We start from the raw sequence: 24,545 nt of genomic DNA on the forward strand, positions 1-24,545 counted from the left end.
CTATTGCATCTGAAGATTGATGACGGTGGCGCTTTGAATCAGCACGTTGGCGCCGGAATTCTGGATCACGACCGGAATGCCGCTCATGTTGGCGAACGATCCTCCTTCGATGATGTTCCATCCGGTGCTGATGTTGGTCGCCGAATTGCCGTTGACGGCGCCGGTGAATCTGGTGTCGATCAGGGTGCGGACGTCGCCGCCGCGCGAGCGCTCGAGCTGGGCGTCATCGGCGGGCACCGCGGACGCGAACGGCTCCCGCGGCTCCGGCGCCTGCTGGCGTGGTAGCGCGGACGCTTGCGCGAGAGGGGCGCCGGCGTCGGCGACTGCTTCGGCGCCGGGACCGGATTGCTGCGCGTGGGCGCCGGCCGACCACGCGAGCATGGCGGCAATCATGATGCCGCGGCGGCTGGATAAAGGAAGCATGGCTTCTCCTTTCGATGGCAGGTGAAGCCGCCGCACCGGATGGGCTCGGTGCGGCGGCCAGCCGCTTAGTGGCTGCCGACGTTCAGGTTGGCCTGGACGTTGACGTTTTGCTGCACGAGCGCCGCAATGCCGGTGTTCTGGCTGGCGAGGAAGATGCCGGCCGCCGACTGACCCACAGTGGTCATGGTGTTGGACGCATTGAAGGTGCCCGCATCAACGCTGACCGCGCCGCTGTCGCCGCCCGCCGCGCCGGCGCCCGCGCCGCCAGCTCCAGCAGCGGCGGTATTGGTGCCGCCGTCGCCGCCATTGCCCGCCGTGTTGGTGCCGCCGCTGCCGCCCGCGCCGCCATTGCCGGCCGTCGCATCGCCGACGGTGGATGGGCCGTTACTGGCGTTGCCGTTCGACGAAGCGCCGCCCGTCGCGCCGTTGCCAGCGGTGTTCGACGCGTCGCCGGAGGCTCCGCCCGCGGCACCCGCGGCGCCATTGCCGCCAGCCGCTCCGGAGCTGGTGCCGCCGGCGCCTGCGCCGCCCGCACCGCCAGTGCCTGCCGCACCATTGCCGGCAGTGCTGGCGGCAGTGCCGCCCGCGCCGCCCGCGCCGCTGGTGCCGCCGGTGCCGCCGGCGCCGCCGGCGCCGGATGTGCCAGCGCCGCCCGCAGCCGCGGCGACCGACACTGCTGCGCCTGCGGCCGTGCCGGTGCCGCCGTCACCGCTGGTGTTGCTGCCGCTGGCGGCGCTGCCCGCTGCCGCTATGCCGCCCAGGGCATGGCCGGCGTCGCCGCCGTTGGCGCTGCCCGCGCTGCCCGTGCGGCCGCCGCCGCCCGCCTTGGTGTAGCCCGCATCGCCGCCCCAGCCGCCGACAGCGAGGCCGCCCTTGCCGCCGTTGCCGCCGTAGACGTCGCCACCGGCGCCGCCCCTGCCGCCGTTGCCGCCGGCGCCGCCTTTGCCGCCGTCGCCGCTGATGGCGCCGATGGCGTCGCCGCCCCTGCCGCCGTTGCCGGCAGTGCTGTCGCCGACGTTGGCGTCGCCGTTGCTGGCATAGCCGTTGTTGGTGGCGTTGCCGCCGGTGGAGCCCGAGGCGGCGTTGGCGCCTTTGGCATGGCCGCCATTGCCGCCGATGCCCAGCGCGGAGCCGCCCTTGCCGTTGCCGCCGTAGCCGGCGCCGCCATTGCCGGCGGTGCTGTTGCCGGCGTTGAGGGCGACGCTGCCGACGCCGCTGACGGTGTTGCCCGTCACCTCGCCGCTCAGGTTGCTGGCGTTGATTGCCTTGTTGGTGTTGAACGAATCGCTGACGGTCGCCGTTGCGGTGCCGCCGTTGTTGGCGGCGGCGGTGCCGTAGCCGTACGACTCGGAGTAGCCGGTGCTGTTGTTCTGGCCGGTGCTGTTGTCGTTATGGTGCTCGGTGCTGTTGTCGTTGTCGTGCGTCGAGCTGTCCGTGGCCGTCGAATTTTCATTCGCCTGTGGCCCGGGGCCGCTTTGTGCATTGGTCGCGATCGCGACCTGAATGAGCCGGCCGTCGACGGTCGGCCCGCCGGCAGTGTTGGTTGGATTTGCGCTGGCGGTTGCGCAGAATGCGAGCGCGATCGCTGCCGCCAAGAGAGTTCGTTTCATAGTAGTGGCCCCTTTGGAGTACTGAAGTGAAGTTGGTCGATGTGTCCGGCGACTGGTCCGGCAGCAGTACTACTGCAAAGACGATGCCAGCGCGCCGGCGGCTACGCCAGGCCCTTGAAAACACAGGGAAAAAGCGTGCGCGGGGCGGAGCGGCGAGGGCGCCCGCGCGACGCCGCCGTATCGGTGCTGCGACGGCTGAGATGCATGGCGATGCGGCCGGCGTCCGCGCAACCCGGCGTCAGCACAGTGAGGCGGGCGCGGGCATGATGCGGCGCATCGTGTCGCAGCGCTGTGACAGAAGCGAGGTACGTCGGTGCGCACGGGGCCGGGCCCGGTAACGCGGGCGATACAGTCGGGTTCACGGCTCGATACCGTGCTTGGCGAGCAGGCGATACAGCGTCATGCGCGACACGCCGAGGTCGCGCGCGGCATGGGTGATGTTGCGGCCGGCCCGTTCCAGGCTGGCGCCGATGGCGGCGCGCTCGGCGTCGATGCGCGAGGCGTCGAGGCCGGCGCCGCGCGATGGCGCGCGGCGCGGCGCCAGGCCAAGATCGTGCGGCCCGATCAGGCGGCCTTCGGACAGCACCATCGCGCGCCGCGTGCGGTTGATCAGCTCACGCACGTTGCCGGGCCAGTCGTGCTCGCGGATCGCGCGCAGCGCGTCGCTGCCGAAGCCCTTCAGGTGCGGCGCCTTTTCGGCGGCGAAGGTGCGGAAGAAGTGGTGCGCCAGCATGTCGAGGTCGTCGCGCCGTTCGCGCAGCGGCGGCACGTCGATCGGCAGCACATTGAGGCGGTAGTACAGGTCTTCGCGGAACAGGCCGTCGGCCACCGCCTGCTGCAGGTTGACGTGCGAGGCGGCGATGACGCGCACGTCGATGGTGACGGCGCGCGTCGAGCCGACCCGGTAGATGGTTTTCTCCTGCAGGAAGCGCAGCAGGTTCGATTGCAGGTCTTTCGGCAGGTCGGCGATTTCATCGAGGAACACGCTGCCGCCGGCTGCCGATTCGATCAGGCCGATCTTGTCGCGCGCCGCGCCGGTGAACGCGCCGCGCGCGTGGCCGAACAGCTCGGACTGGATCAGCGCGGGCGGAATCGCGCCGCAGTTGATCGGCACGAACGGGCCGGCCGCGCGCGCCGACTGGCCGTGGATGGCCTGCGCGGTGAGCTCCTTGCCGCTGCCGCTTTCGCCCCAGATGAGCACCGGCGCGTGCGATTGCGCGACCTTGGCGATCTGCGCGCGCAGGCGGGCGATCGCGGCGCTGGTGCCGGTCAGCGCCATCAGGTCGGGCGCGGCCGCGACGCCGTCGGGCTGGGCGCGCAGCAGCGCCATGCCGTGCGCGTGACCCAGCGTGTGCAGCAGGCGCTGCGGGTCGACCGGGCGGGTGTGGAAGTCGGCAAGGTGGCCGGCCACCAGGGCGCGGCAGGCGGCCGCGGCGAGGGCGTTGGGCGGCAGCACGCCGATCCACTGGACGTTCCAGTATTCGCGGAAGAAACGCTCGGCTTCGTCAGGGCCATCCGGCCCCGGCAGGTCGAGCGCCAGGCCGACCAGGTAGCTGCGGCTGCGCAGCGCGCGCGCGGCGTCGCGCCAGCCGGTGACGATGCGCACGTCCCAGTCGCCCAGCGCGGCGCACGGCTCGGCCGCGCCGGCGGCGCCGTCGAATGCGATGCACAACAGTTTTTTGAGCGACATGACAAGGCCCGCGCTGAGCGTGTCCTTATCGGATCGTCGGAAGCTGAACTTGGTTCGCAGCGAACCATTGATGCAGATTGCTGCGGGCCGCCGCGAAATGCGTAACGGCCCGCCCGGGTTGGCCTACAACGGCGCGCCGAAGCGGCCGGCCTGGTAGTCGGCGATCGCTGCGGCAATTTCCTCACGGGTGTTCATCACGAACGGGCCGTGCGCGACCAGCGGCTCGCCGATCGGCTCGGCGTGGCCGAACAGCACCAGGCTGTCTTCTTCGGCGGACAGTTCGAGCGCATCGCCGCCCGCGTTCAGTTCGGCCAGATGGAAGCCGGCGACGCGCTGGCCGTTGATGGTCAGGCTGCCGCGCACCACGTACAGGAAGACGGCGCGCGCCTGCAGGTCGGGCACGCGCAGGGTGGCGCCGGCCTGGAGGTCGAGGGTGCTCATGAACACGCCCGTCAGCGAGGCGACCGGGCCGGTCACGCCATCCCACTGCCCGGCGACCAGGTGCAGGATGCCCTTGCCGCCGGCCACCGGCAGCGCGGGAATCTGCTCGCGCTGCAGGCCGGTGTAGGCGGGCGGGCTCATTTTGAGGCGCCCGGGCAGATTGATCCACAGTTGCAGCAGTTCGAGGCGGCCGCCTTCGCGCAGGAATTCGCGCGGCGAAATCTCGGCGTGGATGATGCCGCGCCCGGCCGTCATCCACTGCACGCCGCCGGCGCGAATGATGCTCTCGTGGCCGGCGCTGTCCTGGTGGGTCAGCATGCCGTCGAGGATGAAGGTGACGGTTTCGAAGCCGCGGTGCGGATGCGGGCCGAAGGGCAGGCCGTGGTTGTCCGGGCCGTAGGTTTGCGGGCCGTGGTGGTTCAGGAACAGGAAAGGGTCGAGCTGGTCGAGGTGCGGGTTGGGCAGCGGCCGCTGCGTGAGCAGGTCGCCGATGTCGTCGCGCACTGCCTGGTGCAGCCGCCTGATGGTCTTGTCGCTCATGCCGAAATGCTCCAGTGGAGGGGATCAGCATGACAATACATCAAGAGCGCGAGACGTGGCGTCACGCAAGGCGGCGCGTCGCATTGCGTGCGCGCAGGCCGCCCCGCGGGCGCCTGGATTCCGGCCGCGCCATCGGCCACGCCACCGGCCGCGCTAGCGGTTGATCATTCCGTCCGTCAGGTTGACGCGGTCGCCGCTGCGGAAGGTGGGCGCCTTGTCCTGGGTGACGATGCGGGTAGCGCCATCGTCGGTGCGCAGGGTAATGCGGTACTGCTTGTCCTGGCCCATCGACGACCCGGTGGCGCCGCTGGTGCTGCCGCCCACCGAGGTGCTGCCGGGACCCATGCGCGGTACGGTCTCGATCGACACCACCACCGCGTTCGGCGTGGCGGCGGGCATGGTGGCCGGCGGCTGGGCGCCCGGCTCCTGGGGTGGCATGGCCATCGGCGTTTCGGTGGCGGCGCTGGTGGCGGCGCCAGGCGCGGGCGCCGGCGGGGTGGCGGGGGTGCTCGGCATGGTGCTGGCGCCGGCGCCGCTGGCGGTGGTGCCGGCCGTCATGTCGTCGCCGGTTTTGGTCGAACTGCATCCGGCCAGCGCCAGCGCGAGCAAGCTCGCCAGTACCACGCTCTGTTGTTTTCGATTCATGATCAACTCCTTGGGTTGGGTCCTGCAATGGGTGTGTGCGTGACGATGCCGCGTGTTCACGAGGGTAAGAGGGGCAAACCGGAAAGACGTTCAGGCAGAACCGGGCAATCGCTGACGCACATCAAACGAAACGGCTGCGTGTGGCTCTTTTGCCGCGGTTCGCCCCTGTTTTTTTGGGGGGCGGTGTGTGCGCGACGGTACGGCGTGCCACTCCAGTAAGAGCGGCGCGGCGGCGTAATGTTCAGCTCAAGCGGGGGCAGCGTGAGCCAGATCAAACAGTCGGGGAGTCGGTGCGCGGGCTTATTTCGAGGACGGGTCGGGCAGCCAGGCCCAGAGGACGCCGGCGGTGAGCACGGCGGCGCCGCAGTCGACCAGCCAGTCGCCGACGGCGGCCCCGCGGTAAGGGAACATGCTCTGCACCAGTTCGTCGGCCGCGCCCATCAGCGCGACGGTCGCCACGGCTTTCAGCGCGCGCCGTGCGGCGCTGCCGCTGCTGCCGGTGAAGATCAGGAAGGCCAGGGAGCCGTAGGCGATCGCGTGCAGCACGAAGCCGGAGGCGACGTAGCCGATTTCGGCGCGGGCGCCCGGAATCGATCCCATGATCAGGATCGCGGCGTACATCAGCAGGGCAAGGCGCAGGCGCAGCTTGCGCAGTTTCGGGGCGAGGACCAGGTGCGACAACAGGGCAATCATGCGGAGACGGACGAAGTGAAAGGCGCAACGATAGCACGCCCGTGGCGCCGCGCACAGCGTGGTGGCGGCGCCAGTTCGTCGCTCAGATCGTCAGCGCGGGTGCGCCGCTGGCGTAGTGGGCGTCGAAACAGCTGTGGCAGTCGGCGCAGAACAGGTGGGCGGCGCGCACGTTACGTTGGCGCAGCACGAGATGCAGGTGGGTTTGCAGGCATTTCGGGCAGGTTTCGCGCACGACGCCGAAGCTGGTGAGGTTGACGGGCGCCTGGTCGCCGTCGAGGTGGTCGACCACGGCGAACGGGTTCAGTTCGGTGAGGAGGAGATTGTCGTCGGCGTGGCGCTGGCGGCGGCCGTGAACTCGGGTGTCGGAGGCATGACTGGACGGATGTTCCAAGGTTTGCAAGCTCATTCGATAGACTCCCTTTTGCTGCGAGGCAGCGGAAAGATATTAATTCGGTAAACCTGTCGGGGGATATTCACTATAGTTGATCGGGGGACGGCTGCAAGCTGTTATCCATGCCGATTGACGCAGTGGAGTTCCTGCCTTGATGTGGCACAAAAAAATGCCCGCCGGTGGAGGAGGGCAAACCCGCGATGGGCCAAGAGAGATCAATTCGTTGTGGCGTGCCAACGTTGGAGGGAGGCACGCCTGGCTGCGATCACGCATATCGGTTGCATGTATGGCAGATGAGGAAAAGTATAGGCGGCGAATATGACGGGGGTATGACGTGGCGCAAGTTCGGCGCGGGCGCGGCGAACGTTTTCGGCTGGGCCCGGTCGGCGGGAGGTGCGGGCAAAAAAAAGCCCGCTGATGAAAGCGGGCTTGAAGACTATTTTCTTGGAGGAGAATAGTGGAGACAGGTGAGATTATGCTGCGCCGCGACATATATGTCTAATTGTGAATTCAGATATCAGACATGGGCCATGGTTATATCTGAACGCTAATTAACGCGGCGGCGACAAAGGCGGGGACCAGGCGTCCCCGTCGCGCGGATCTGCCCCCGTTTTTGCGGGGCTATTCCTCGACCGGGACGGTGTAGTTCAGCGCCAGGCGGCCGCCGTCGGCGTAGATCGTCTGGCCGGTCATGTAGCTCGCGTCGTCGCTGGCCAGGAAGGCGGCGATCGAGGCGACTTCTTCCGGCTCGCCGCAGCGTCCCATCGGCGTGCGCGACAGGATCGTGTGGCGCGCCTCGGGGCTGGCCAGCACGGCTTTCCTGGCTAGTTCGGTCAGGATCGTGCCCGGCCCGATGCCGTTGACGCGGATGCCGTGCGGCGCCAGGTTCAGCGCCATTACCTTGGTCAGCTGGTTGACGCCTCCCTTGGACACCACGTACGGCACCTGGTTCGGAATCGCCAGTTCGGAATTGACGCTCGACATGTTGATGATGCAGCCGCTCCGCTGCTTGACCATCTCGCGCGCCGCGGCCTGTCCGCACAGGAACATCGATTTCAGGTTGATGCGCAGCACGCGGTCGAAATCGTCCTCGTGCAAATCGAGGAAATCGGCGGCGTGGGTCACGCCGGCGTTGTTGATCAGGATGTCGATCCGGCCGAAGGCTTGCAGGGTGGCGGCGATCATTGCGTCGACGTCGGCCTTCTGGCTGACGTCGGCGGCGAAGAAGCGCGCGGCGTCGCCGAACTGGTGCGCGGCCTGATCGCCCTCGGGCTTGATGTCGACCAGCATGACGCGGGCGCCCTCGCGCACCAGGCGTTCGGCGCAGGCCAGGCCGATGCCCTGGGTCGCGCCGGTGACGATGGCAACTTTGTCGGCTAGTTTCATGGATCGCTTTCAGTGAATTCGAAAGAGCGAATTTTACCCAGTGGCGGCCGGCGCGGGGAAGCTTTTGCGCAAGCGCCTACAGCATGATCGGGTTGTCGGGCAATTCGTTGGCGCGCGCGCCGTTGGCCGGGAAGTGCTGGCGCAGCAGCGAATTGACCTGGGCGATCGCGGCCAGCGTGCTTTCGCGGTATTGCTCGTGCGCGAAGCCGTCGGTCATGGTGCGGCACACCGCCTGCCAGGTGGCGGCGTCGATCTTGCGGCCGATGTTGCGGTCGGCCACGATGTCGACTGCGCGCTCGGCCAGGTTCACGTAGATCAGCACGCCGCAGTTTTCCTCGGTGTCCCAGACGCCGTGCTCGGCGAACAAGGCCAGCGCGCGCTGGCGATTGCTGACGTCGTTCCACACCGCGTCGAACGGCATCGAAGCCTCGACGATCAGGCGCAGTTCGCCTCGGTGGGTGCGCTCGCCTTCGCTGATGGCGGCGCCGATCTCGGCCAGCGCGTCCTGCGGAAAGACCTGGCGGCCGTGGGCGTTGCTCGATTTCCAGTGGCGCAGGGCGCGGCTGAGGCGTTCGGAAAATGTGCGCATTACCAGTTCCCCGAGGCGCCGCCGCCGTCAAAGCTGCCGCCGCCGCCCGAAAAGCCGCCGCCTCCGCCGCCGCCACCGCCAAAGCCGCCGCCACCGCCGCCGCCGCGGCTCAGGCTGTCGAGCGCCGCGCCGAGCACGAAGCCGGTGGCGCCGCTGCCCCAGCCGCCGGCCGACAGGCGCGAACGGCGCCGCGGCCGGAAGATCGACACCAGGATGAAGAAGCCGAAGATCAGCAAGGGGAGCAGGGGAATGCCGCCGTCGGACGACTGGCCTTGCGGCTGTCGCTGCTGTTCCGGCGCGGCGGGAAATTGTTCTTTGTTGAGCAGGGTGGCAATCGCGCCGACCCCGGCCACCAGGCCGTCGTAATACTCGTTCTTGCGGAAATGGGGGGCGATCACATCCTGCAGGATCTGGTTCGACTTGGCGTCGGTCAGCACGCCCTGGACGCCGCGGCCGGTTTCGATGCGCAGGCGCCGCAGCGCGGTCGGATTGTCTTTGGCGACCAGCAGCAGCACGCCGTCATCGACGCCTTTGCGGCCGAGCTTCCAGGCGTCGGCCACGCGGATGCTGTACTGCTCGATCTGCTCAGGCTCGGTGGTCTTGACCAGCAGCACGGCGATCTGGCTGCCGGTCTTCGCTTCGTAATCGGTCAGCACCGCTTCGAGCTTGTCGCGCTGGGTGGCGTCGAGCATGCCTGCCTGGTCGGTGACGTGGCCGGTCAGTTTCGGCACCGGCGCCAGCTGGGCGTGGGCGGCGCCGGCCAGCATCAGCGCCAGCAGCGCCATCCACACAAAGCGTAGCCGGCTACTCATTTATTTGCCGAAGTTGACGGTCGGCGCGGTCGAAATCGCCTTCTCGTTTTCCACCGTGAACGCGGGCTTGGCCTTGTAGCCGAACATCATCGCGGTCAGGTTGTTCGGGAAGCTGCGCACCGACACGTTGTATTCCTGGACCGCGGCGATGTAACGCTGGCGCGCCACGGTGATGCGGTTCTCGGTGCCCTCGAGCTGCGACTGCAGGTCGCGGAAACCGGCGTCGGCCTTCAGGTTCGGATAGTTCTCGGTGACCACCATCAGGCGCGACAGGGCGCTCGACAGCTCGCCTTGCACCTTCTGGAACTTTTCGAAGGCGGCCGGGTCGTTCAGCACTTCCGGCGTGACGGTCATGCTGGTGGCGGCGGCGCGCGCCTTGGTCACCGCTTCGAGCGTATCTTTTTCGTGCGTCGCATAGCCCTTGACGGTGTTGACCAGGTTCGGGATCAGGTCGGCGCGGCGCTGGTACTGGTTGACCACTTCGCTCCAGGCGGCCTTGGTGGCCTCGTCCTGCGACTGGAATTTGTTGTAGCCGCAGCCGGACAGCACGGATGCCATGAAAGACAGCGTCAGCAGCAAGCGCGTCCAGCGCGAGAATCCTTGGTGGGTCATGATGAAGTCCTGGCAAGTTGTCGAATGCACAAAATATACCCTAATCGGATCGACCCTGCCGTTTCAACCGTGCGTGGGCGCGGTACAATGCTGCGTTTGCAAAAAAAGACGAAAGGCATGACGTGAATTTCATCGACAAGCTGTCCGCGGCGTGGACCCGGAACGATTCACTGTTGTGCGTCGGGCTCGATCCCGACCTGGCCAAACTGCCGGCGCACCTGCAAGGGCGCGGCGACGGCATCGCCGAATTCTGCAAATCCATCATCGACGCGACGGCCGACCTGGCGTGCGCGTTCAAGCCGCAGATCGCCTACTTTGCGGCGCTCGGCGCGGAGCGGCAGCTGGAAACCATCTGCGCCTACCTGCGCAAGCATTACCCGCAGATTCCGCTGATCCTCGATGCCAAGCGCGGCGACATCGGCGCCACCGCGCATCAGTATGCGCGCGAGGCGTACGACCGCTACGGCGCCGACGCGGTCACCCTCAGCCCGTACATGGGCTTCGATTCGGTCGAGCCGTACCTGGAATGGCGCGACCGCGGGCAGATCATCCTGTGCCGCACGTCGAACCCGGGCGGCTCGGATTTGCAGTTCCTCGACGTCGGCGGCAAGCCGCTGTATCAGCACGTGGCGGCGATGGTGGCCGGCAAGTGGAACCGCAATGGGCAGTGCGCGCTGGTGGTGGGCGCGACGTTTCCGGGCGAGCTGGCGCAGGTGAGGGCGATCGTCGGCGACATGCCGCTGCTGGTGCCGGGCATCGGCGCGCAGGGCGGGGATGTCGAGGCGACGGTCAAGGGCGGCAAGACCGCGAACGGGACCGGGATGATGATCAGTTCGTCGCGGGCGATTCTGTATGCGAAGCCGGAGAGTGGTGAAGACTTCGCCGCCGCGGCGCGCAGGGTGGCGTTGCAGACGCGGGATGAGATCAACCTGTCGCGTTAATCGACAGACTGCCGGGGTCAGGTCGGACCTGACCCCGTTTTTTTTACCGGCGGCTCGGAGCGATCATTTCTGCGTAGTCGTACAGCGCGCCCAGGATGTTTTCGGCGCGCTCGTCTGCATCCTCCGACAGCGCATCGATCTCGGCGAACAGCTGCTCGATCGTGCGCGCCCCGCCTTCGCCGTCGAACAGTTTCGCGGCGCGATGCTGCTCCCAGTGAAATCGTTCCGCGTCGCCCAGCGTCTGCGGGAAGTTGCGCGCGCGGTAGCGGAAGAACAGCTCCTCCAGGCGATCGTCGTCGAATGACGGCCGCGCGGTCGCCATCTTCTCCGGCGTCTCGGCGCGCAGGGCGTCGAGCTTGCGGCGGTCGTTGTTGCCGACGAAGCCGCCGTACAAATCCTCATCCACATCCAGGCTCGCCATCGCGGGCCGGCGGTACACTTCGGCCCACAGCGCGCTCATGTCCGGCGCATTGGCGGCGGCTTGCGCGTGCGCGCGGCCCTGCTCGAGGTCGAGGCCCCAGCGCTCGGCCATGGCCGGACTGAGCGTCTTCAGGTTCCCGACCAGCATCGGCGACTTGTTGACGTGGATGCTCTTGATTGGCAGGCGCGTCACGCCTTCCGGCAAATCGGCGCCGCGCGTGAACATGCGCAGGCGGATGGTGTCGGCGTCGAGCGCGAACAGTTCGGCCGGGTCGTAGCTGCAATCCCACACCAGCACTTCGTTCTTGTTGGTCGGGTGGGTTGCCAGCGGCCACACCAGCGCCAGGCAGCCGCGCTCGGCCGGGAACATGCCCGACACGTGCAGGAAAGGCTGGCGCGACGCGGCCGCCAGGTGCATGCCCATCTCGTGGGCGACTTTGTCCTTCTTGTGCAGGCCGAGGCAGAACTCGAACAGCTTGGGCTGCTTGTCGCGGATCAGGCGGGCGAGGGCGATGGTGGCGCGCACGTCCGACAGCGCATCGTGCGCGGCCTCGTGCAGCAGGCCGTTGGCGCGCGCCAGGTCCTCGAGGCGGAAGCTCGGCTTGCCGTCTTCGCGCAGCGGCCACTCGATGCCCTCGGGGCGCAGCGCGTAGGTCATGCGTACCACATCGAGCAAGTCCCAGCGGCCGCAATTGTTTTGCCATTCGCGCGCGTACGGATCGATCAGATTACGCCAGAACATGTAGCGGGTGATCTCGTCGTCGAAGCGGATGGTGTTGTAGCCGACGCCGATGGTGCCTGGCTGGCTGAATGCCGCCTCGATCGTCTTGGCGAACTGATGCTCGGGCACGCCCCACTCGAGGCACTGCTGCGGCGTGATGCCGGTGATCAGGCACGACTGCGGATCGGGCAGGAAATCCGGCGCCGGCTGGCAGTACAGCATGATCGGATCGCCGATTTCGTTCAGGTTGGCGTCGGTGCGGATCGCGGCGAACTGCGCCGGGCGATCGCGGCGCGTGTTGGCGCCGAAAGTTTCGTAGTCGTGCCAGAGGAAAGTGTGATTGCTCATGTCGGAAGCTCAGTGGAGGCGGGCGTATGGTGTCACGAAACGGCGCCAGCGGCTAGTGGCGGCATCAGCGACGCGCGCAAATTCCAAAAAACACTTTGGGGTCAGACCCGCTTTTTGTTCGGCGCAAACCGCGCGCGGGCAGCGAAAAAGCGGGTCTGACCCCAATTTGAATTTGAGGATTTTTAGAGGGAGACGCGGTCGCGGCCGGATTCCTTGGCGCGGTACAGCGCGGCGTCGGCCGCCGCCAGCAACTTGTCTTCGTCCATGTCGTCGTTCAGGCTGGCGGCGCCAAACGAGCCGGTGAGCTGCGGCATCGGCAGGCGCATGTCGTCGAAAATCACGACCTGGCGCAACCGCTGGCACAGGAAAACACTTTGGGGTCAGACCCGCTTTTTGTTCGGCGCAAACCGCGCGGGGGCAGCGAAAAAGCGGGTCTGACCCCAATTTGAATTTGAGGATTTTTAGAGGGAGACGCGGTCGCGGCCGGATTCCTTGGCGCGGTACAGCGCGGCGTCGGCAGCCGCCAGCAACTTGTCTTCGTCCATGTCGTCGTTCAGGCTGGCGGCGCCAAAAGAGCCGGTGAGCTGCGGCATCGGCAGGCGCATGTCGTCGAAAATCACGACCTGGCGCAACCGCTGGCACAGGCGCTCGGCGACGACGCGCGCCAGCGTTTCGCTGGTCTCGGGCAGGATGACCAGCATTTCTTCGCCGCCGTAGCGCACCGCGAAGTCGGATGGCCTCAGCGCGGCATGGATGACGCCCGCGGCGGCGCGCAGCGCTTCGTCGCCCGCCATGTGCCCGTGCGTATCGTTGAAGCGCTTGAAGTGGTCGAGGTCGATCATCACCAGCGACAGCGGATTGCCCGCCCGCTGCGCCGTCGCCACCATCTTCGGCAGCATGTCGGCCAGCCAGGCGCGGTTGTACAGCCCGGTCAGGCCGTCGTTCATCGACAGCTGACGATAAAATTCGCCCAGCTTCTGGCGCCGCCGCAGCAAGGCGCTCGCCGCGCGAATGCGGAACGACAGCAGCCGCAGCAGGTTGCGCGCGACGCCGTTCGACTGGTCGATCAGCTGCCACACGAGGTCCGCTTCGATCAGCAGCAGTTCGGTGTCGTCGATCGCGCTGATGTCGGCCAGGTTGGTCGCCTCGTCCAGCACCGATTGCTCGCCCACGCTCTCGCCCGGCAGGATCTTGCTCACCGTCCCGTCCGGCGCCGTCTCCGCCAGCGCGCCGCGCAGCACGATGTACAGGCGCGCGCGGAACGTGTCCTCGAGCCGCTTGCCGTGCGCCAGCCGGCACAGCGAACACTGCGCCAACGCCGCGGCCAGCTGACCTTCGTCGGCGTCGCGGAACAGTTGCAGGTCGCCGATGCGGTAGGGGGAGGCGCCGAAGGTGCCGATGTGGTCCACAATATTCCTTGGGTTTCGTGCTGGAAATACAATTCTGCTAAGCAATAGCATGATAACCCATTGCAACGTCGCCAAGAGGGCTGGCGCCCGATAAACAACAGTGTTTCAATGGCGTCCTGGCCTTTTTTGGAAAATCACGCACATGACCCTCGTCGACGCCGCCGGCACCCTTCACACGCCCGATCCGGCCGCCCGCATCGTTTCGCTGGTGCCGTCGATCACTGAACTGCTGTGCGACCTCGGCCTCGCCGGCCAGCTGGTCGGCCGCACCGGCTTCTGCATCCATCCGGCCGACCAGGTGGCGGCGATCCCGAAAGTGGGCGGCACCAAGGACGTGAATATCGACAAGATCCGCAAGCTGGCGCCGACCCACCTGGTGGTCAACATCGACGAAAACGAGAAGCCCACCGTCGAGGCGCTGGCCGGATTCATCCCGCACATCGTCGTCACCCATCCGCTGGCGCCGCGCGACAACCTCGCGCTGGCGCGGCTGATGGGGGCAGTGTTCTGCCGCGACGCCGAAGCGGCCGCCTGGTGCGCGCAGTTCGAGGCCGAATACGCGGCGCTGCAGGCCACGCCGAAAGGCCCGCCACAGACGATGTTGTACTGCATCTGGCAGGACCCGTGGATGAGCGTGTCGCCCGACACCTACATCGCACGCATGATGGCCGAGATCGGCTGGCGCCTGCCCGCGTTGCCGGATCCGGCGCGCTATCCGCGCTTCGAATGGCATGCCGCGCTGGTCGAGGCGATCGACGGCGTGCTGCTGTCGAGCGAACCCTACCGCTTCACCGAGGCGCACGCGGACGCCCTCGAAAAGCAGATCGGCAAGCCGGTGCACCTGATCGATGGGGAGATGATGTCGTGGTACGGCAGCCGCTCGCTGGCCGGCCTGCGCTACTTGCGCGCGATCGCCGAGGGCAAATTGTTGGTGTAAAGGAGGGTGGCGGTGGGGACAGGTCCGCAGGACCAGTCCCCGAAAGCGCGGGAATTACTCGTTGATTTCGTCGGCCTGGTCGGCCTGGTCTGCCAAGGTCGGCGTCTTGTGCAGCTGCTTGTCGTGCAGGCGGCCCAGCGCGCTGTCGACCGCGCGCTTGAGCTTGTCGGCCGCGCCGCTGATGGCCTGGTGCAGCGTCGGCCCATGGTCGCTGACGGCGATCGGCTGGTAATTGGTGACGCGCGCTTCGAGCATGCAGCGGCTGCCGCCGTCGACCGACTTCTGGCTGTTCTCGTCGGACAGGTGCACTTCGACGCGGGTGATCTGTTCGCCGAACCGTGCAACGGCGGCGCTGACGACGGACTCGACGTGCTCGTCGAGACCCTGGTGACGTTCGATGGTCTTGTCGGTGTTGATGTTGATTTGCATAGGTTGCTCCTGGTTGTTATCAAATGCCTGCCCCAACCATAGGCGTGCCGATCGCGCGAATACCGCGTCGAGCCAATGGTTGGCGATGCAGTGCGCACATGAATTTATCTTACACCTTTCGTCAAAATGACAACGCCCTGCTGGACGCGCGTCACTTGATCAGGCCGGCCGCGATGTTGATCGACAGCCCCAGGATCACCAGGTTGAAAAAGAAATTGAGCACCGAATGCCCGAGCACCAGCTTGCGCATGCCGCGCGACATGACGCTGACGTCGGAGGTCTGCACCGCCACGCTGATGGTGAACGAGAAGTACATGAAGTCCCAGTAGTCGGGCTCCTTCTCGTCATCGGGAAATTTCAGCGGCGGCTTCTTGTCGTCGCAGCGGTAGTACTTGTGCGCGTAGTGGAAACAGAACAGCACTCCCACCAGGATCCAGGAGCCGAACAGCGTGGCCACCGTCAGCGTGTAGCGGCCGGCCGCCTCGGCGCCCTCGGCATCGGTCAGCTTGCTCAGCTCGAAAAAGATCGCGCTCAGGCTGACGATCGCCGCGACCAGCAGCGTTATCAGCACCACGCCGGCGTTCTCGTCCTGCTTGTCGGCCAGCGCGCGTACTTCGTGGTGGCTCGACGTCATCACCACCCACATCATCATCCCAAGGAAAGACCAGATCGCCACGTTCCACACGATCAGCGCGCGCGTCATCAGCTCGAGTTCGTCAGGCAGGAAAAACCAGGCCAGGGCGCCGATCGCGATGGCAATGAGCAGGTGCGGCCGGCTGGAAACGATGCTGTGCCACTTGTGCTTCTTTTTTTCGGAGGCCATTTTATGTTGGGGAAATGTTAATGCGGCCCATTATTCCACATCAGGCCGCATCCTTGCCGTGATGCGGGAACCGGTCCATGCGCGACAGCACCGGGAACCGCAAGGCCCAGGCGCCGGTGACCACCAGGGTGGCCGCGCCGCCCAGCAGGATCGCGCGCACCAGGCCGAACCAGCCGGCGGTCAGGCCCGATTCGAATTCGCCCAGTTCGTTCGAGGCGCCGATGAACACCGAGTTGACGGCGCTGACGCGGCCGCGGATCTCGTCCGGCGTCTCGAACTGCACCAGCAGGTGGCGGATGTAGACGCTGACCATGTCGCCGACGCCGAGCAGGAACAGCGCGGCCAGCGCGATCGCGAAGCTGGTGGTCGCGCCCAGCACCAGCGTGGCCGCCCCGAACAGCGCGACGCCGCCGAACATGAAGGCGCCGACGTGGCGCCGGATCGGCGCGACCGCCAGCATCACCGAGCACAGCGCGGCGCCGGCCCCGGGCGCGGTGCGCAGCAGGCCGAGGCCGGTGGGGCCGGCATGCAGCACGTCGCGCGCGTAGGCCGGCAGCAGCGCGGTCGCGCCGCCGAACAGCACCGCGAACAGGTCGAGCGACATCGCGCCCAGCACCACCGGGCGCGAGCGCACGAAGCGCAGGCCTTCCAGCACGGTGTGCCAGGTGGCCGGCGCGGTGTTCACCGCCTGCGGGCCGTTGACGGTTCGGCTCATCAGGAACACCGACAGCAACAGCAGGGCGGCCGAGGTCGTGTACACCATCTTCGGGCCGGCCAGGTACAACAGGCCGCCCAGCACCGGGCCGGTGATGACGGCGACGTGGAAGCTCGACGAACTCAGTGCGACGGCCTGGCTGAAGCGCTCGATCGGCACCAGGTTCTTCAGGATGGCCTGGGTGGCCGGCATCATGAAGGCGCGCGCGCTGCCGAACAGCACCAGGATCCCGAACACCGGCGCGACGACGTGGCTGCCGGAGAGCGTGAAGGCGAGCAGCAGCAGCGAGCACGCCATCTGCGCGGCCAGGCACAGCACGATGATGTTGCGGCGGTTGTAGCGGTCGGCGGCGTGGCCGGCGAACAGGATCAGCGCCAGGAAGGGCGCGAACTGCGCCAGGCCGATCAGGCCGAGGTCGTACAGGTTGCCGGTGATTTCATAGACCTGCCAGCCGATGGCGACGCTTTGCATCTGGACGGCGAGGGTGCCGAGCACGCGGGCGGACAGGTAAAAGGCGAAGTTGCGATTGCGGAGGACGGAGGGGAACTGCAAAGACATTGAAGCTTTCGAAAAGAATTGAATCCGGCTTTTTGCACGCGGCGCCGGGAGAATGGGGTAAGGTCCGCCGGACCTGACCCCGGTGTTTTCGGCGCCGCGTGATAAACGCCGGCGCTATTTCTTCACAAACCGCAGCGCGAACTTGTCATCCGGCTTGCCTTCCATCTTGAAGAACGCCTGCTCGCGCGGATCCGAAGGCACGTGCAGGTAGTCGCTCTTCGCGTCCAGCACGAAGCCGGCCCTGGTCACTTCCTCGATCACCGCCGCGTCCTCGATCCGGTGCAGGGTTTGCGTCGCGCTCAAGCCGCTGCCGGCCTTCGCCGCATTGTCGATCACCACCAGCGTGCCGCCCGGCTTGAGCGCGTCGTACAGGCGCTTGTTCATCGCCGCCCGGTCGGTCGGCGTGTTGGCGATGTCGTGGTACGACATATTGATGGTCACCAGGTCCAGCGGCGGCGTCCCGGCCGGCACCGGATTGTCGTACGGCGCCACCAGCGGATGCAGGTTCGCCATCGGCGCCGCGGCCAGGCGCGCCTCGAGCTTCGGCGACGCCTTCGCCCCCTGCGCCCACACTTCGCCGGTCGGCCCCACCGCCGCGGCCAGCAGGGCCGACGTGGCGCCGGCGCCGGCCGACACGTCGAGCACCTTCATCCCCGTGCGGACCTTGGCGAACTGCAGGAATTCGGCCGGCTTGCGCTTGGCGTCGCCCTTGCGGTCGTCGTCGGTGCGGGCCGGATGCGCGATCGCGGCCTTGTATTGTTTTTCGAGTTCGGGCGACGTGGACGCCGGCGCGGCCAGCGCGCTGGCGCAGCAGGCGAGCAGCAGGGAGGCAATTCGTTTGTGCATGTGGAGCCCCTTCAGGTAGGTTGGAATTCTGGCGCCGGGTTTGCGCCCGGCCCCATAAATTACCTCAAATCGGAGCTCTGCGATATATCTTTACGGCTGCGCCAGGTCGGCTTCGGAGGTGAACGAGTCGGCGAAGAATTCGTCGGTCGGCAGGCCGCACTTGCCGATGAAGTCGCGCTGGGCCGATTCCACCATGATCGGCGCGCCGCAGGCATACACCTGGTGGCCCGACATATCGGGCAGGTCCGCCATCACGGCCGCGTGCACGAAGCCGCCGCGGCCGGTCCAGTTATCTTCCGGAAGCGGGTCCGAAATCACCGGCACGTAGGTGAAGTTCGGCAGGATCTGCGCCCACTGTTCGCACAGTTCGTTCATGTACAGGTCCTGCGGCCGGCGTCCGCCCCAATACAGCGTGACCGGACGCGGCGACTTCAGGTGGACCAGGTGCTCGACCAGCGCCTTGACCGGCGCGAAGCCGGTGCCCGACGCCAGCAGCACGATCGGCTTGTCCGACTCTTCGCGCAGGAAGAAGGTGCCGAGCGGGCCTTCGAAGCGCAGGATGTCGCGCTCCTTCATGGTGTTGAACACGTGTTCGGTGAACAGGCCGCCGCCCATGTGGCGGATGTGCAGCGTGACCGGCGAGTCGAGCGCCGACGGCGCGTTGGCCACGCTGTAGGCGCGGCGCTTGCCGTCCTTGAGCATGAATTCGATGTACTGGCCGGCGCGGTAGGCCAGCGCTTCGTTGGCCGGCAGCTGCAGGCTCATGACGATCACGTCCGGCGCGACCTTCTCCAGCTTGGCGACGCGCGCCGGCATCTTGCGCACCGGGTATTCGCTGCTGCCGGCCACTTCGCGCGCCTCGATCACCAGGTCGGCCGACGGCGTGGCGCAGCAGAACAGCGAAAACCCGTCGGCCGCTTCCTGCTCCGACAGCGCGCGCTGCTGGTGCGCCTTGTGCGTGACCGCGCCTTCGACCACTTTGCCCTTGCACGAACCGCAGGCGCCGTTCTTGCAGCCGTACGGCAGCCCGACGCCCGCGCGGATGGCGGCGCCCAGCACGGTTTCATCGGCTTCGCATTCGAAGCGGTGGCCGCTCGGCTGGACAGTGATCTGGAAAGTCATACAATCCTCAACATGAAAAACAATACGATTCAAAAAATTGGCCGGCCGCGCCTGCTGATCGTCGGCTGCGGCGATATCGGCATGCGCCTGCTGCCGCTGCTGCGCGAGCGCTTTCGCGTGTTCGCCGTCACCAGCAGCCTTGACCGCCGCGCCGAACTGCGGGCCGCCGGCGCGATCCCGATCGTCGCCGACCTCGACCAGCCGGCCAGCCTGCGGCGCCTGGCGCGGCTGGCGCCCTGGGTGGTGCACCTGGCGCCGCCGCAGCCAAGCGGCGCGCTCGACCTGCGCACCCGCCGGCTGACCGCCATTTTACCCGACGGGGCCCGCCTGGTTTATGTCAGCACCAGCGGGGTGTATGGCGATTGCCAGGGGCGGCTGATTGACGAGACGCGCCCGGTCGCACCCCACAACGCGCGCGCCACGCGGCGGGTCGACGCCGAGCGCGTGCTGCGCGGCTGGGCGCGCCGCGCGGGCGGCCGGCTGGCGATCGTGCGCGCGCCCGGCATCTACGCGCGCGACCGGCTGCCGCTCGAGCGGCTGGCGAAGGGCACGCCGGCGCTGGTCGACGCCGACGACGTCTACACCAACCACATTCACGCCGACGACCTGGCGCGCATCGTCGCGCTGGCGCTGTTGCGCGGCCTGCCGGGCCGGGTCTACAACGCGGTCGACGACTCGGACATGAAGATGGCGGAGTACTTCGACGCCGTGGCGGACGCCTTCGGCATGGCGCGCCCGCCGCGGCTCGCGCGCGCGGAGCTGGCGCGCGAAGTGTCGCCGGTGCTGATGACGTTCATGTCGGAGTCGCGGCGCCTGCGCAACGAGCGCATCAAGCGCGAACTGGGGGTGCGGCTGGCGTATCCCGAGGTGCGTCCGGCGCTGGCGCGCATGGCGCTGGTAAAATGACATCCCAACAAGGAAGAGCGCCATGACCTACGAAGAATACCTGGATGAAGTAACCACCCTGATCGCTGAAAAATACAACCTGAGCGACGCCGCCGCCATCGACCTGGTGGTCAAGGCGCAGGATGCCGAGTTTTTCGTGCCGCACGACCAGGACGACAAACTGCGCACGCTCGACAACGCCCACAAGGATGCCAAGACCCTTTACCAGGCCACCCAGAAGAAATAGGCCCAGCCTGTAGGGTTTGCGCGTACGTTTGACAATCGTCAAGCCATCATTGCCCACAGGTTCTATCGTGAAGATGTCACCCTTCCGATCTTTCCACATGCGCCAGCCATCATGGACCATCAGATCACTCATCCGACCAAGGAGCAAGTGCGGGCTTACATGATGCGGCGCGAGGCGGCGCACCGTCCGCCGCCGGCGCCGGCCGAGATCCGCCGCCAATTGGGCTGGCGCCTCGAAGAGGCACCGCACGAGGACACCGCGCTGCTGCAGTTCTGCATGTTGTCATCGGCCTGCGGCCAACTGACCGCGCAGCTCCTGCTCGACTGGATGTACGCCGCATCGCGCGCCGTCTCCCTCCCACGTTCCCGCTGACTTCAGTCCCCATTCAGGTCCGAGCCGCAGCCGAAATTCTGGGGTCAGGTCCGGCGGAGCGACGGGGACGCCTAGTCCCCGCCTTGGTCGCCGGCGCCGATCAAAACTTAAGAAGCACGCCCAACGTGACGTAGCGCCCCACCGCGTCGTAATACTGCGGGAAGGTATTGCCGCCGTTGGTGGCGGTGGTGCCGATCGTGCCGCCGACGATCGGCGGACGCTTGTCGGCGACGTTGTTCACGCTGATGTTCAGGCGCAGCTTGCGCGACACGTTCCACCCGGCGCTGACATCGACGTAGTGGTAGGGGGCGATGCGCGCAAACGCCGGCAGGAACTCGGCGCCTCCCGGCTCCTCGATCACGCTGCCGACATAGCGCCAGTGGTAGCCGAGCGAGAAGGCGCCGGCCGTCCAGGTGGTGCGCTGGCTGAACTTGCGCTTGTAGGTCGGCCCGCCGCAGGCCACGCTGTATAAGCCCAGGCAATCGCGTTCCATCGCGGCCGGCGTGGCACGGAAGCGAAAACGCTGGACCTGGTTGAAGCCGGCGCCCAGTTCGATGCTGCCGAACCGCGCATCGACGCCGAAAGTCCCCGCACCCAGCCGGTAAGCCACATTCACATCGACGCCGCTGATGTTCTGCGTGCCGAGGTTCGACAGCGCCAGCCGCACGCCTTTTGCCTCGACGCCGTTGAAGCTGCCGGTCACCGTATTGCGGCCCAATAATGCGCAGGAGGCGTTTGGCGCGAGGCCCGGATTGAACGCGGTGCTGTAGCAGCCGTCGACGATGTCGGTGGTGCTCGGGCTCGAAATCGCCTTGTCGATATCGATCTTGTAGTAGTCGACCGTCAGCGCAAATCTCGGCAGCGGTTCCCACACGAAGCCGATGGTGCGGGTTTTCGCTTCCTCTGGCCCCAGCGCCGGGTTGCCGCCGGTCTGGATGCTGATCTGGCCCGTGGTCGGCGCCGGCACCGCGCCAATCTCGCCTTGCGGCACGCCGGTCAGCCGGCACAGGTTCGACAGGGTGCCCGCCACGTTCGACTCGGCCTGGCTGATGCGGCTGCCCTGGCACGGATCGACCGCCAGGTTGGACAGGCCGGAGACCAGCGGGGCAAACAATTCGTTGATGTTCGGCGAGCGCGTCGCCTTCTGGACCATGGCGCGCAGGCGCAGCGATTGCACCGGCGCCCACGCGCCGCCGGACTTCCAGCTGCCGTAGCGCAGCGACTTGCCGGCAGTGGAAAACCCGGTGCGCCGATATCCGAATTCCAGATTCAGCGCCTTGACCAGCGGCTTGTCGCTCGCCAGCGGCACCAGCGTTTCGAGCGCGTACTCCCTGAGATCGAATGCGCCCGAGCGATCCGGCGCCGTCGCCGTATTGCCCAGCACCTCGCCGGCGATCTGCAAGGCGGGATCCGATTGCGTGGACGCGCGCACCTTGCGCCGCTCGAGCGACAGCGCCAGCGTGACCGGTCGCGCGGCGAGCGGACTGGCCAGGCGCCGGCCCAGGTCGCCGGAGACGGTCAGCGCGCCGACGTCCTGCCGCAGCGACTGCAGCATCAGCGTGCTGAGGTTGATGAAATCGAGCTGGTCGCGGGTGATCGAGCCGGCGGCGCCGAACACGTTGAGCGGGACGCAGCCGTTGGCGGGGTTGACGCAGGCGGTCGTGCTGAGCGCATTCAGCGACTGCACCAGCTTCGACTGCGAGCCCCAGTTGACGCGCGTCTGGGCCTGGTCCGCGTCGCCGCGGCTAAAGTAAAGGTCGTAGGTCCAGTCGGCCGTGAGCGCACCCTTCAGGCCGACCGTGTATTGGCGCGTCCGGGTATCGAAGTCGAAGTGGCGCGGTCCCAGTTCGACGAAGCGTCGGTTGATCATCAGCGGGACGATGGTGGGGTCGCCTTCGACGCAGCTGGCGGCGGCAATGCCGCGCCGCGCGCACAATTGCTGGCGCGCCGCGGCGGGAATGAAGGGATTGCCGATCGGGACATTGAAGGTGCTGCTGAAGGTCCCGGCCTCGGCGATGCTGGCGCCAACCTTGCTGTCGGTGTAGAGCAGTTCGGCGTACGCTTCCGCATGTTCGTTGAACCTGAAGTTGCCCAGCGAGGTCGCCTGCGTCCGGTCGAAGCCGGTCACGTAATAGTTGGGCGGGTTGCCGTTGTAGAGCTGGACCGGCTGCACCAGCGCGCCGCTGGCCGGATCGATCTGCCAGACGCCGGACAGCGCGTCGCTGCCGCCGGCGCCCTTGCTGGTCGAAAACGCCGACGGCACCGTGGTCGTCGATCCGGTCGGCGCGCCGTTCAGTGAGTTCAGGCTGGTGACGCCGTAGCTGCGCGCGCCCTGGGTCAGCGGATCGGCGCGCGTCTTGCCCACGCTCAGCACCACACTGCCGCGGTTGTCGGGCAGGTTGGCGCCGACGGTCAGGTCGGCGCGGCGGCGCCTGGCGTCGCGCTGGCCGGTGGTGGCGCCGTACGAGGTGCTCAACTCCACGCCGGTGAAGTTGCGCTTCAGGTTGAAGTTGACCACGCCCGACACCGCATCGGCGCCGTACACGACCGACGCGCCGCCGGTGATCAGGTCGACGCGGCTGATCAACGCCAGCGGGACGGCATTGGTGTCGACCGCGCTGTTCAGGTTGAACGGGACAAGCCGGCGCCCGTTGACCAGCACCAGCGTGCGGTTCGGGCCGAGGCCGCGCAGGTCGACGGTGGCGGCGCCGGCGGAGCCGTTGTTGGTGCCGGGTCCCATTGCCGGCGCCGCGGCCGGCAAGTTCTTGAAAAATTCTTCGACGGCGATCGGTTGGGAAGCCGTGATGTCGTCGGCCCGGATCGATGAAATCGGACTGTTGGAGGTGGTGCCCGGCGCGGTGATCCGGGTGCCGGTGACCACGACCACCTCCATTTTTTCCTGCGCCCGCGGCGACTGCGGTACAAGCGCCAGGCTGGCCACGGCGACGCACGAAAGCATCCGGCGCAGCCTGCGCGCCAGTATTGTCTCGCAGTCCATGGCAGGCGCCATCATGGAAGCCTACACCCGGGCGAGGGCAGGGCGATCGGTGCGGTGGCCACCAATGAACGTGCCAGCGGGCGCGCAGTCGTTTGCGCTGCTGCCGCTGCCGGCCACCTCCGGCTCGGCCCTGGTGCAGTATGCCGGCTGGGCCGCGGCCCTGGTGCAGTAGGCCGGCTGCGCCGGGCCGCGCAGCCGTGGGCTGCGATCGGCCACAGGCCGGATATAGCTTTCGCCAAACACCTCTTCGTACAGTTCGCGCATGCGCTGGCCCATCTGCGCCAGCGCTTTCGCATCTGCTTTGCCGCGCAGGCCCATGTAAGGGAAATGGTGCAGGAAGTAGCCGAACACCTGGTCGCAGTCGGCGGCATATTTCATCGTGTCGAGGATGTGGTAGTGCCAGAAGGTGTCGACGTCGACCAGCGGGGCGGTCGGCTCGTGAGGGAACATTTTCATCAGGTACAGAAAGCGCCGATATTCGACTTCGACCGTATCGGCCTGCTCGCGGGTCCATCCTTTGCCGTCGTCCTGACGCATCAGTTTCACTTTGATCGGGTCGAGGTCGAGGGCGGCGATCGCAGCGAAGTCATTGAAGGAGATCATGCTTGAATCCTTTCTTGTTAAATTCATGGAAGGTCGGTTCGCCTTTTCAACGCTTGCTGACAGCCGAGAATTGGGCCATTTCCAGTAGGCCATTGTCTCAACGACATTGTTTGATATGACGAAAAGCAAATATGCTGCAATTGATGTGCGCGGACGTTGAGAATTATCAATTGACCCACGTATTGATCAACGCGCGGGCGCGGTCCCTGAGGAGGAAAGTGGCGCTCGCCGGTCGCGTCAATGGGGCGTCGCGGGGCGGGCGCGGATGACGAAACAAGGGCCGCGACGAAGGCGGCCCTGAGGTGGATGGCGTTTCCGCCTGCGGCTTGCTGGCCTGCA

26 protein-coding genes are annotated in these 24,545 nt (G+C 67.0%); 5 read left to right on the forward strand and 21 right to left on the reverse strand.

What is annotated here, in order from left to right:
* The 11 genes from AC1D02_RS01985 to AC1D02_RS02035 form a co-directional block, all read right to left on the reverse strand.
* Positions 1 to 423, reverse strand: a complete 423-nt coding sequence (locus AC1D02_RS01985) for a hypothetical protein (protein ID WP_477313171.1) — start codon at positions 421 to 423, stop codon at positions 1 to 3.
* Between the two features lie 65 nt (positions 424 to 488).
* Positions 489 to 2,033, reverse strand: a complete 1,545-nt coding sequence (locus tag AC1D02_RS01990) for a hypothetical protein (protein WP_477313173.1) — start codon at positions 2,031 to 2,033, stop codon at positions 489 to 491.
* A 358-nt stretch (positions 2,034 to 2,391) separates the two neighbouring features.
* Positions 2,392 to 3,723: a sigma-54 dependent transcriptional regulator gene (locus AC1D02_RS01995; protein WP_477313175.1), complete on the reverse strand. Its 1,332-nt coding sequence runs from the start codon at positions 3,721 to 3,723 to the stop codon at positions 2,392 to 2,394.
* A 123-nt stretch (positions 3,724 to 3,846) separates the two neighbouring features.
* Entirely contained in the window at positions 3,847 to 4,704 is an 858-nt protein-coding gene (locus AC1D02_RS02000) for a pirin family protein (RefSeq protein ID WP_477313177.1), read from the reverse strand.
* Between the two features lie 153 nt (positions 4,705 to 4,857).
* Positions 4,858 to 5,349, reverse strand: a complete 492-nt coding sequence (locus tag AC1D02_RS02005) for a hypothetical protein (RefSeq protein WP_477313179.1) — start codon at positions 5,347 to 5,349, stop codon at positions 4,858 to 4,860.
* Positions 5,350 to 5,649: 300 nt separating this feature from the next.
* Positions 5,650 to 6,042 carry a VanZ family protein gene (locus AC1D02_RS02010; protein ID WP_477313181.1) on the reverse strand — a complete coding sequence of 131 codons (393 nt, stop codon included), beginning with the start codon at positions 6,040 to 6,042 and terminating at the stop codon, positions 5,650 to 5,652.
* A gap of 82 nt (positions 6,043 to 6,124) precedes the next feature.
* Complete coding sequence (locus AC1D02_RS02015) at positions 6,125 to 6,448, reverse strand: hypothetical protein (RefSeq protein ID WP_477313183.1); 324 nt, start codon at positions 6,446 to 6,448, stop codon at positions 6,125 to 6,127.
* Between the two features lie 606 nt (positions 6,449 to 7,054).
* The gene (locus tag AC1D02_RS02020; protein WP_477313185.1) at positions 7,055 to 7,819 is read right to left on the reverse strand and encodes an SDR family NAD(P)-dependent oxidoreductase; all 765 of its coding nucleotides are present in this window, start codon (positions 7,817 to 7,819) and stop codon (positions 7,055 to 7,057) included.
* 76 nt (positions 7,820 to 7,895) lie between these two features.
* Complete coding sequence (locus tag AC1D02_RS02025) at positions 7,896 to 8,408, reverse strand: TPM domain-containing protein (RefSeq protein ID WP_477313187.1); 513 nt, start codon at positions 8,406 to 8,408, stop codon at positions 7,896 to 7,898.
* Positions 8,408 to 9,220 (reverse strand): TPM domain-containing protein, encoded by an 813-nt coding sequence (locus AC1D02_RS02030; RefSeq protein WP_477313189.1) that lies wholly within the window; start codon positions 9,218 to 9,220, stop codon positions 8,408 to 8,410. The genes AC1D02_RS02025 and AC1D02_RS02030 overlap by 1 nt, the downstream gene beginning before the upstream one ends.
* Entirely contained in the window at positions 9,221 to 9,832 is a 612-nt protein-coding gene (locus tag AC1D02_RS02035; protein ID WP_477313191.1) for a LemA family protein, read from the reverse strand.
* Positions 9,833 to 9,954: 122 nt separating this feature from the next.
* On the opposite strand from AC1D02_RS02035, the gene pyrF reads away from it, so the two are divergent.
* Positions 9,955 to 10,773, forward strand: a complete 819-nt coding sequence (pyrF, locus tag AC1D02_RS02040; RefSeq protein WP_477313193.1) for an orotidine-5'-phosphate decarboxylase — start codon at positions 9,955 to 9,957, stop codon at positions 10,771 to 10,773.
* A 43-nt stretch (positions 10,774 to 10,816) separates the two neighbouring features.
* Here pyrF and sbcB read toward each other — a convergent pair whose 3' ends face one another.
* The 3 genes from sbcB to AC1D02_RS02055 form a co-directional block, all read right to left on the reverse strand.
* The gene (gene sbcB / locus AC1D02_RS02045) at positions 10,817 to 12,262 is read right to left on the reverse strand and encodes an exodeoxyribonuclease I (protein ID WP_477313195.1); all 1,446 of its coding nucleotides are present in this window, start codon (positions 12,260 to 12,262) and stop codon (positions 10,817 to 10,819) included.
* Positions 12,263 to 12,444: 182 nt separating this feature from the next.
* Positions 12,445 to 12,603: a diguanylate cyclase domain-containing protein gene (locus AC1D02_RS02050; protein WP_477313197.1), complete on the reverse strand. Its 159-nt coding sequence runs from the start codon at positions 12,601 to 12,603 to the stop codon at positions 12,445 to 12,447.
* 120 nt (positions 12,604 to 12,723) lie between these two features.
* Positions 12,724 to 13,671: a GGDEF domain-containing protein gene (locus tag AC1D02_RS02055; RefSeq protein WP_477313199.1), complete on the reverse strand. Its 948-nt coding sequence runs from the start codon at positions 13,669 to 13,671 to the stop codon at positions 12,724 to 12,726.
* Between the two features lie 142 nt (positions 13,672 to 13,813).
* Here AC1D02_RS02055 and AC1D02_RS02060 point away from each other — a divergent pair, with 142 nt between their 5' ends.
* Positions 13,814 to 14,608: a helical backbone metal receptor gene (locus AC1D02_RS02060; RefSeq protein WP_477313201.1), complete on the forward strand. Its 795-nt coding sequence runs from the start codon at positions 13,814 to 13,816 to the stop codon at positions 14,606 to 14,608.
* A 54-nt stretch (positions 14,609 to 14,662) separates the two neighbouring features.
* Here the strand turns inward: AC1D02_RS02060 and AC1D02_RS02065 are convergent, their stop codons facing one another.
* From AC1D02_RS02065 to AC1D02_RS02085, 5 genes are all read right to left on the reverse strand, one after another.
* A complete protein-coding gene (locus AC1D02_RS02065; RefSeq protein ID WP_477313203.1) occupies positions 14,663 to 15,037 on the reverse strand; it encodes an HPF/RaiA family ribosome-associated protein in 375 nt (124 codons plus the stop codon).
* Positions 15,038 to 15,188: 151 nt separating this feature from the next.
* Positions 15,189 to 15,860, reverse strand: a complete 672-nt coding sequence (locus tag AC1D02_RS02070) for a DUF1345 domain-containing protein (RefSeq protein WP_477313205.1) — start codon at positions 15,858 to 15,860, stop codon at positions 15,189 to 15,191.
* Positions 15,861 to 15,900: 40 nt separating this feature from the next.
* Positions 15,901 to 17,133 (reverse strand): MFS transporter, encoded by a 1,233-nt coding sequence (locus AC1D02_RS02075; RefSeq protein ID WP_477313207.1) that lies wholly within the window; start codon positions 17,131 to 17,133, stop codon positions 15,901 to 15,903.
* A gap of 114 nt (positions 17,134 to 17,247) precedes the next feature.
* Positions 17,248 to 17,979: a class I SAM-dependent methyltransferase gene (locus AC1D02_RS02080; RefSeq protein ID WP_477313209.1), complete on the reverse strand. Its 732-nt coding sequence runs from the start codon at positions 17,977 to 17,979 to the stop codon at positions 17,248 to 17,250.
* Between the two features lie 90 nt (positions 17,980 to 18,069).
* Positions 18,070 to 19,101, reverse strand: coding sequence for a CDP-6-deoxy-delta-3,4-glucoseen reductase (locus tag AC1D02_RS02085; protein WP_477313211.1), 1,032 nt, complete (start codon positions 19,099 to 19,101; stop codon positions 18,070 to 18,072).
* A 12-nt stretch (positions 19,102 to 19,113) separates the two neighbouring features.
* Between AC1D02_RS02085 and AC1D02_RS02090 the strand changes: the two genes are divergently transcribed.
* The 3 genes from AC1D02_RS02090 (at position 19,114) to AC1D02_RS02100 (ending at position 20,605) form a co-directional block, all read left to right on the forward strand.
* Complete coding sequence (locus AC1D02_RS02090; RefSeq protein ID WP_477313213.1) at positions 19,114 to 20,007, forward strand: SDR family oxidoreductase; 894 nt, start codon at positions 19,114 to 19,116, stop codon at positions 20,005 to 20,007.
* 22 nt (positions 20,008 to 20,029) lie between these two features.
* Positions 20,030 to 20,233: a hypothetical protein gene (locus tag AC1D02_RS02095; RefSeq protein ID WP_477313215.1), complete on the forward strand. Its 204-nt coding sequence runs from the start codon at positions 20,030 to 20,032 to the stop codon at positions 20,231 to 20,233.
* A 111-nt stretch (positions 20,234 to 20,344) separates the two neighbouring features.
* A complete protein-coding gene (locus AC1D02_RS02100) occupies positions 20,345 to 20,605 on the forward strand; it encodes a hypothetical protein (protein WP_477313217.1) in 261 nt (86 codons plus the stop codon).
* 100 nt (positions 20,606 to 20,705) lie between these two features.
* Here AC1D02_RS02100 and AC1D02_RS02105 read toward each other — a convergent pair whose 3' ends face one another.
* Together AC1D02_RS02105 and AC1D02_RS02110 are read right to left on the reverse strand one after the other, a co-directional pair.
* Entirely contained in the window at positions 20,706 to 23,603 is a 2,898-nt protein-coding gene (locus tag AC1D02_RS02105) for a TonB-dependent receptor domain-containing protein (RefSeq protein ID WP_477313219.1), read from the reverse strand.
* A gap of 21 nt (positions 23,604 to 23,624) precedes the next feature.
* Positions 23,625 to 24,206 carry a glycine-rich domain-containing protein gene (locus AC1D02_RS02110; RefSeq protein WP_477313221.1) on the reverse strand — a complete coding sequence of 194 codons (582 nt, stop codon included), beginning with the start codon at positions 24,204 to 24,206 and terminating at the stop codon, positions 23,625 to 23,627.
* Positions 24,207 to 24,545: the final 339 nt, after the last annotated feature.

The sequence above is a fragment of the Massilia sp. P1_C10 genome (assembly GCF_056406475.1).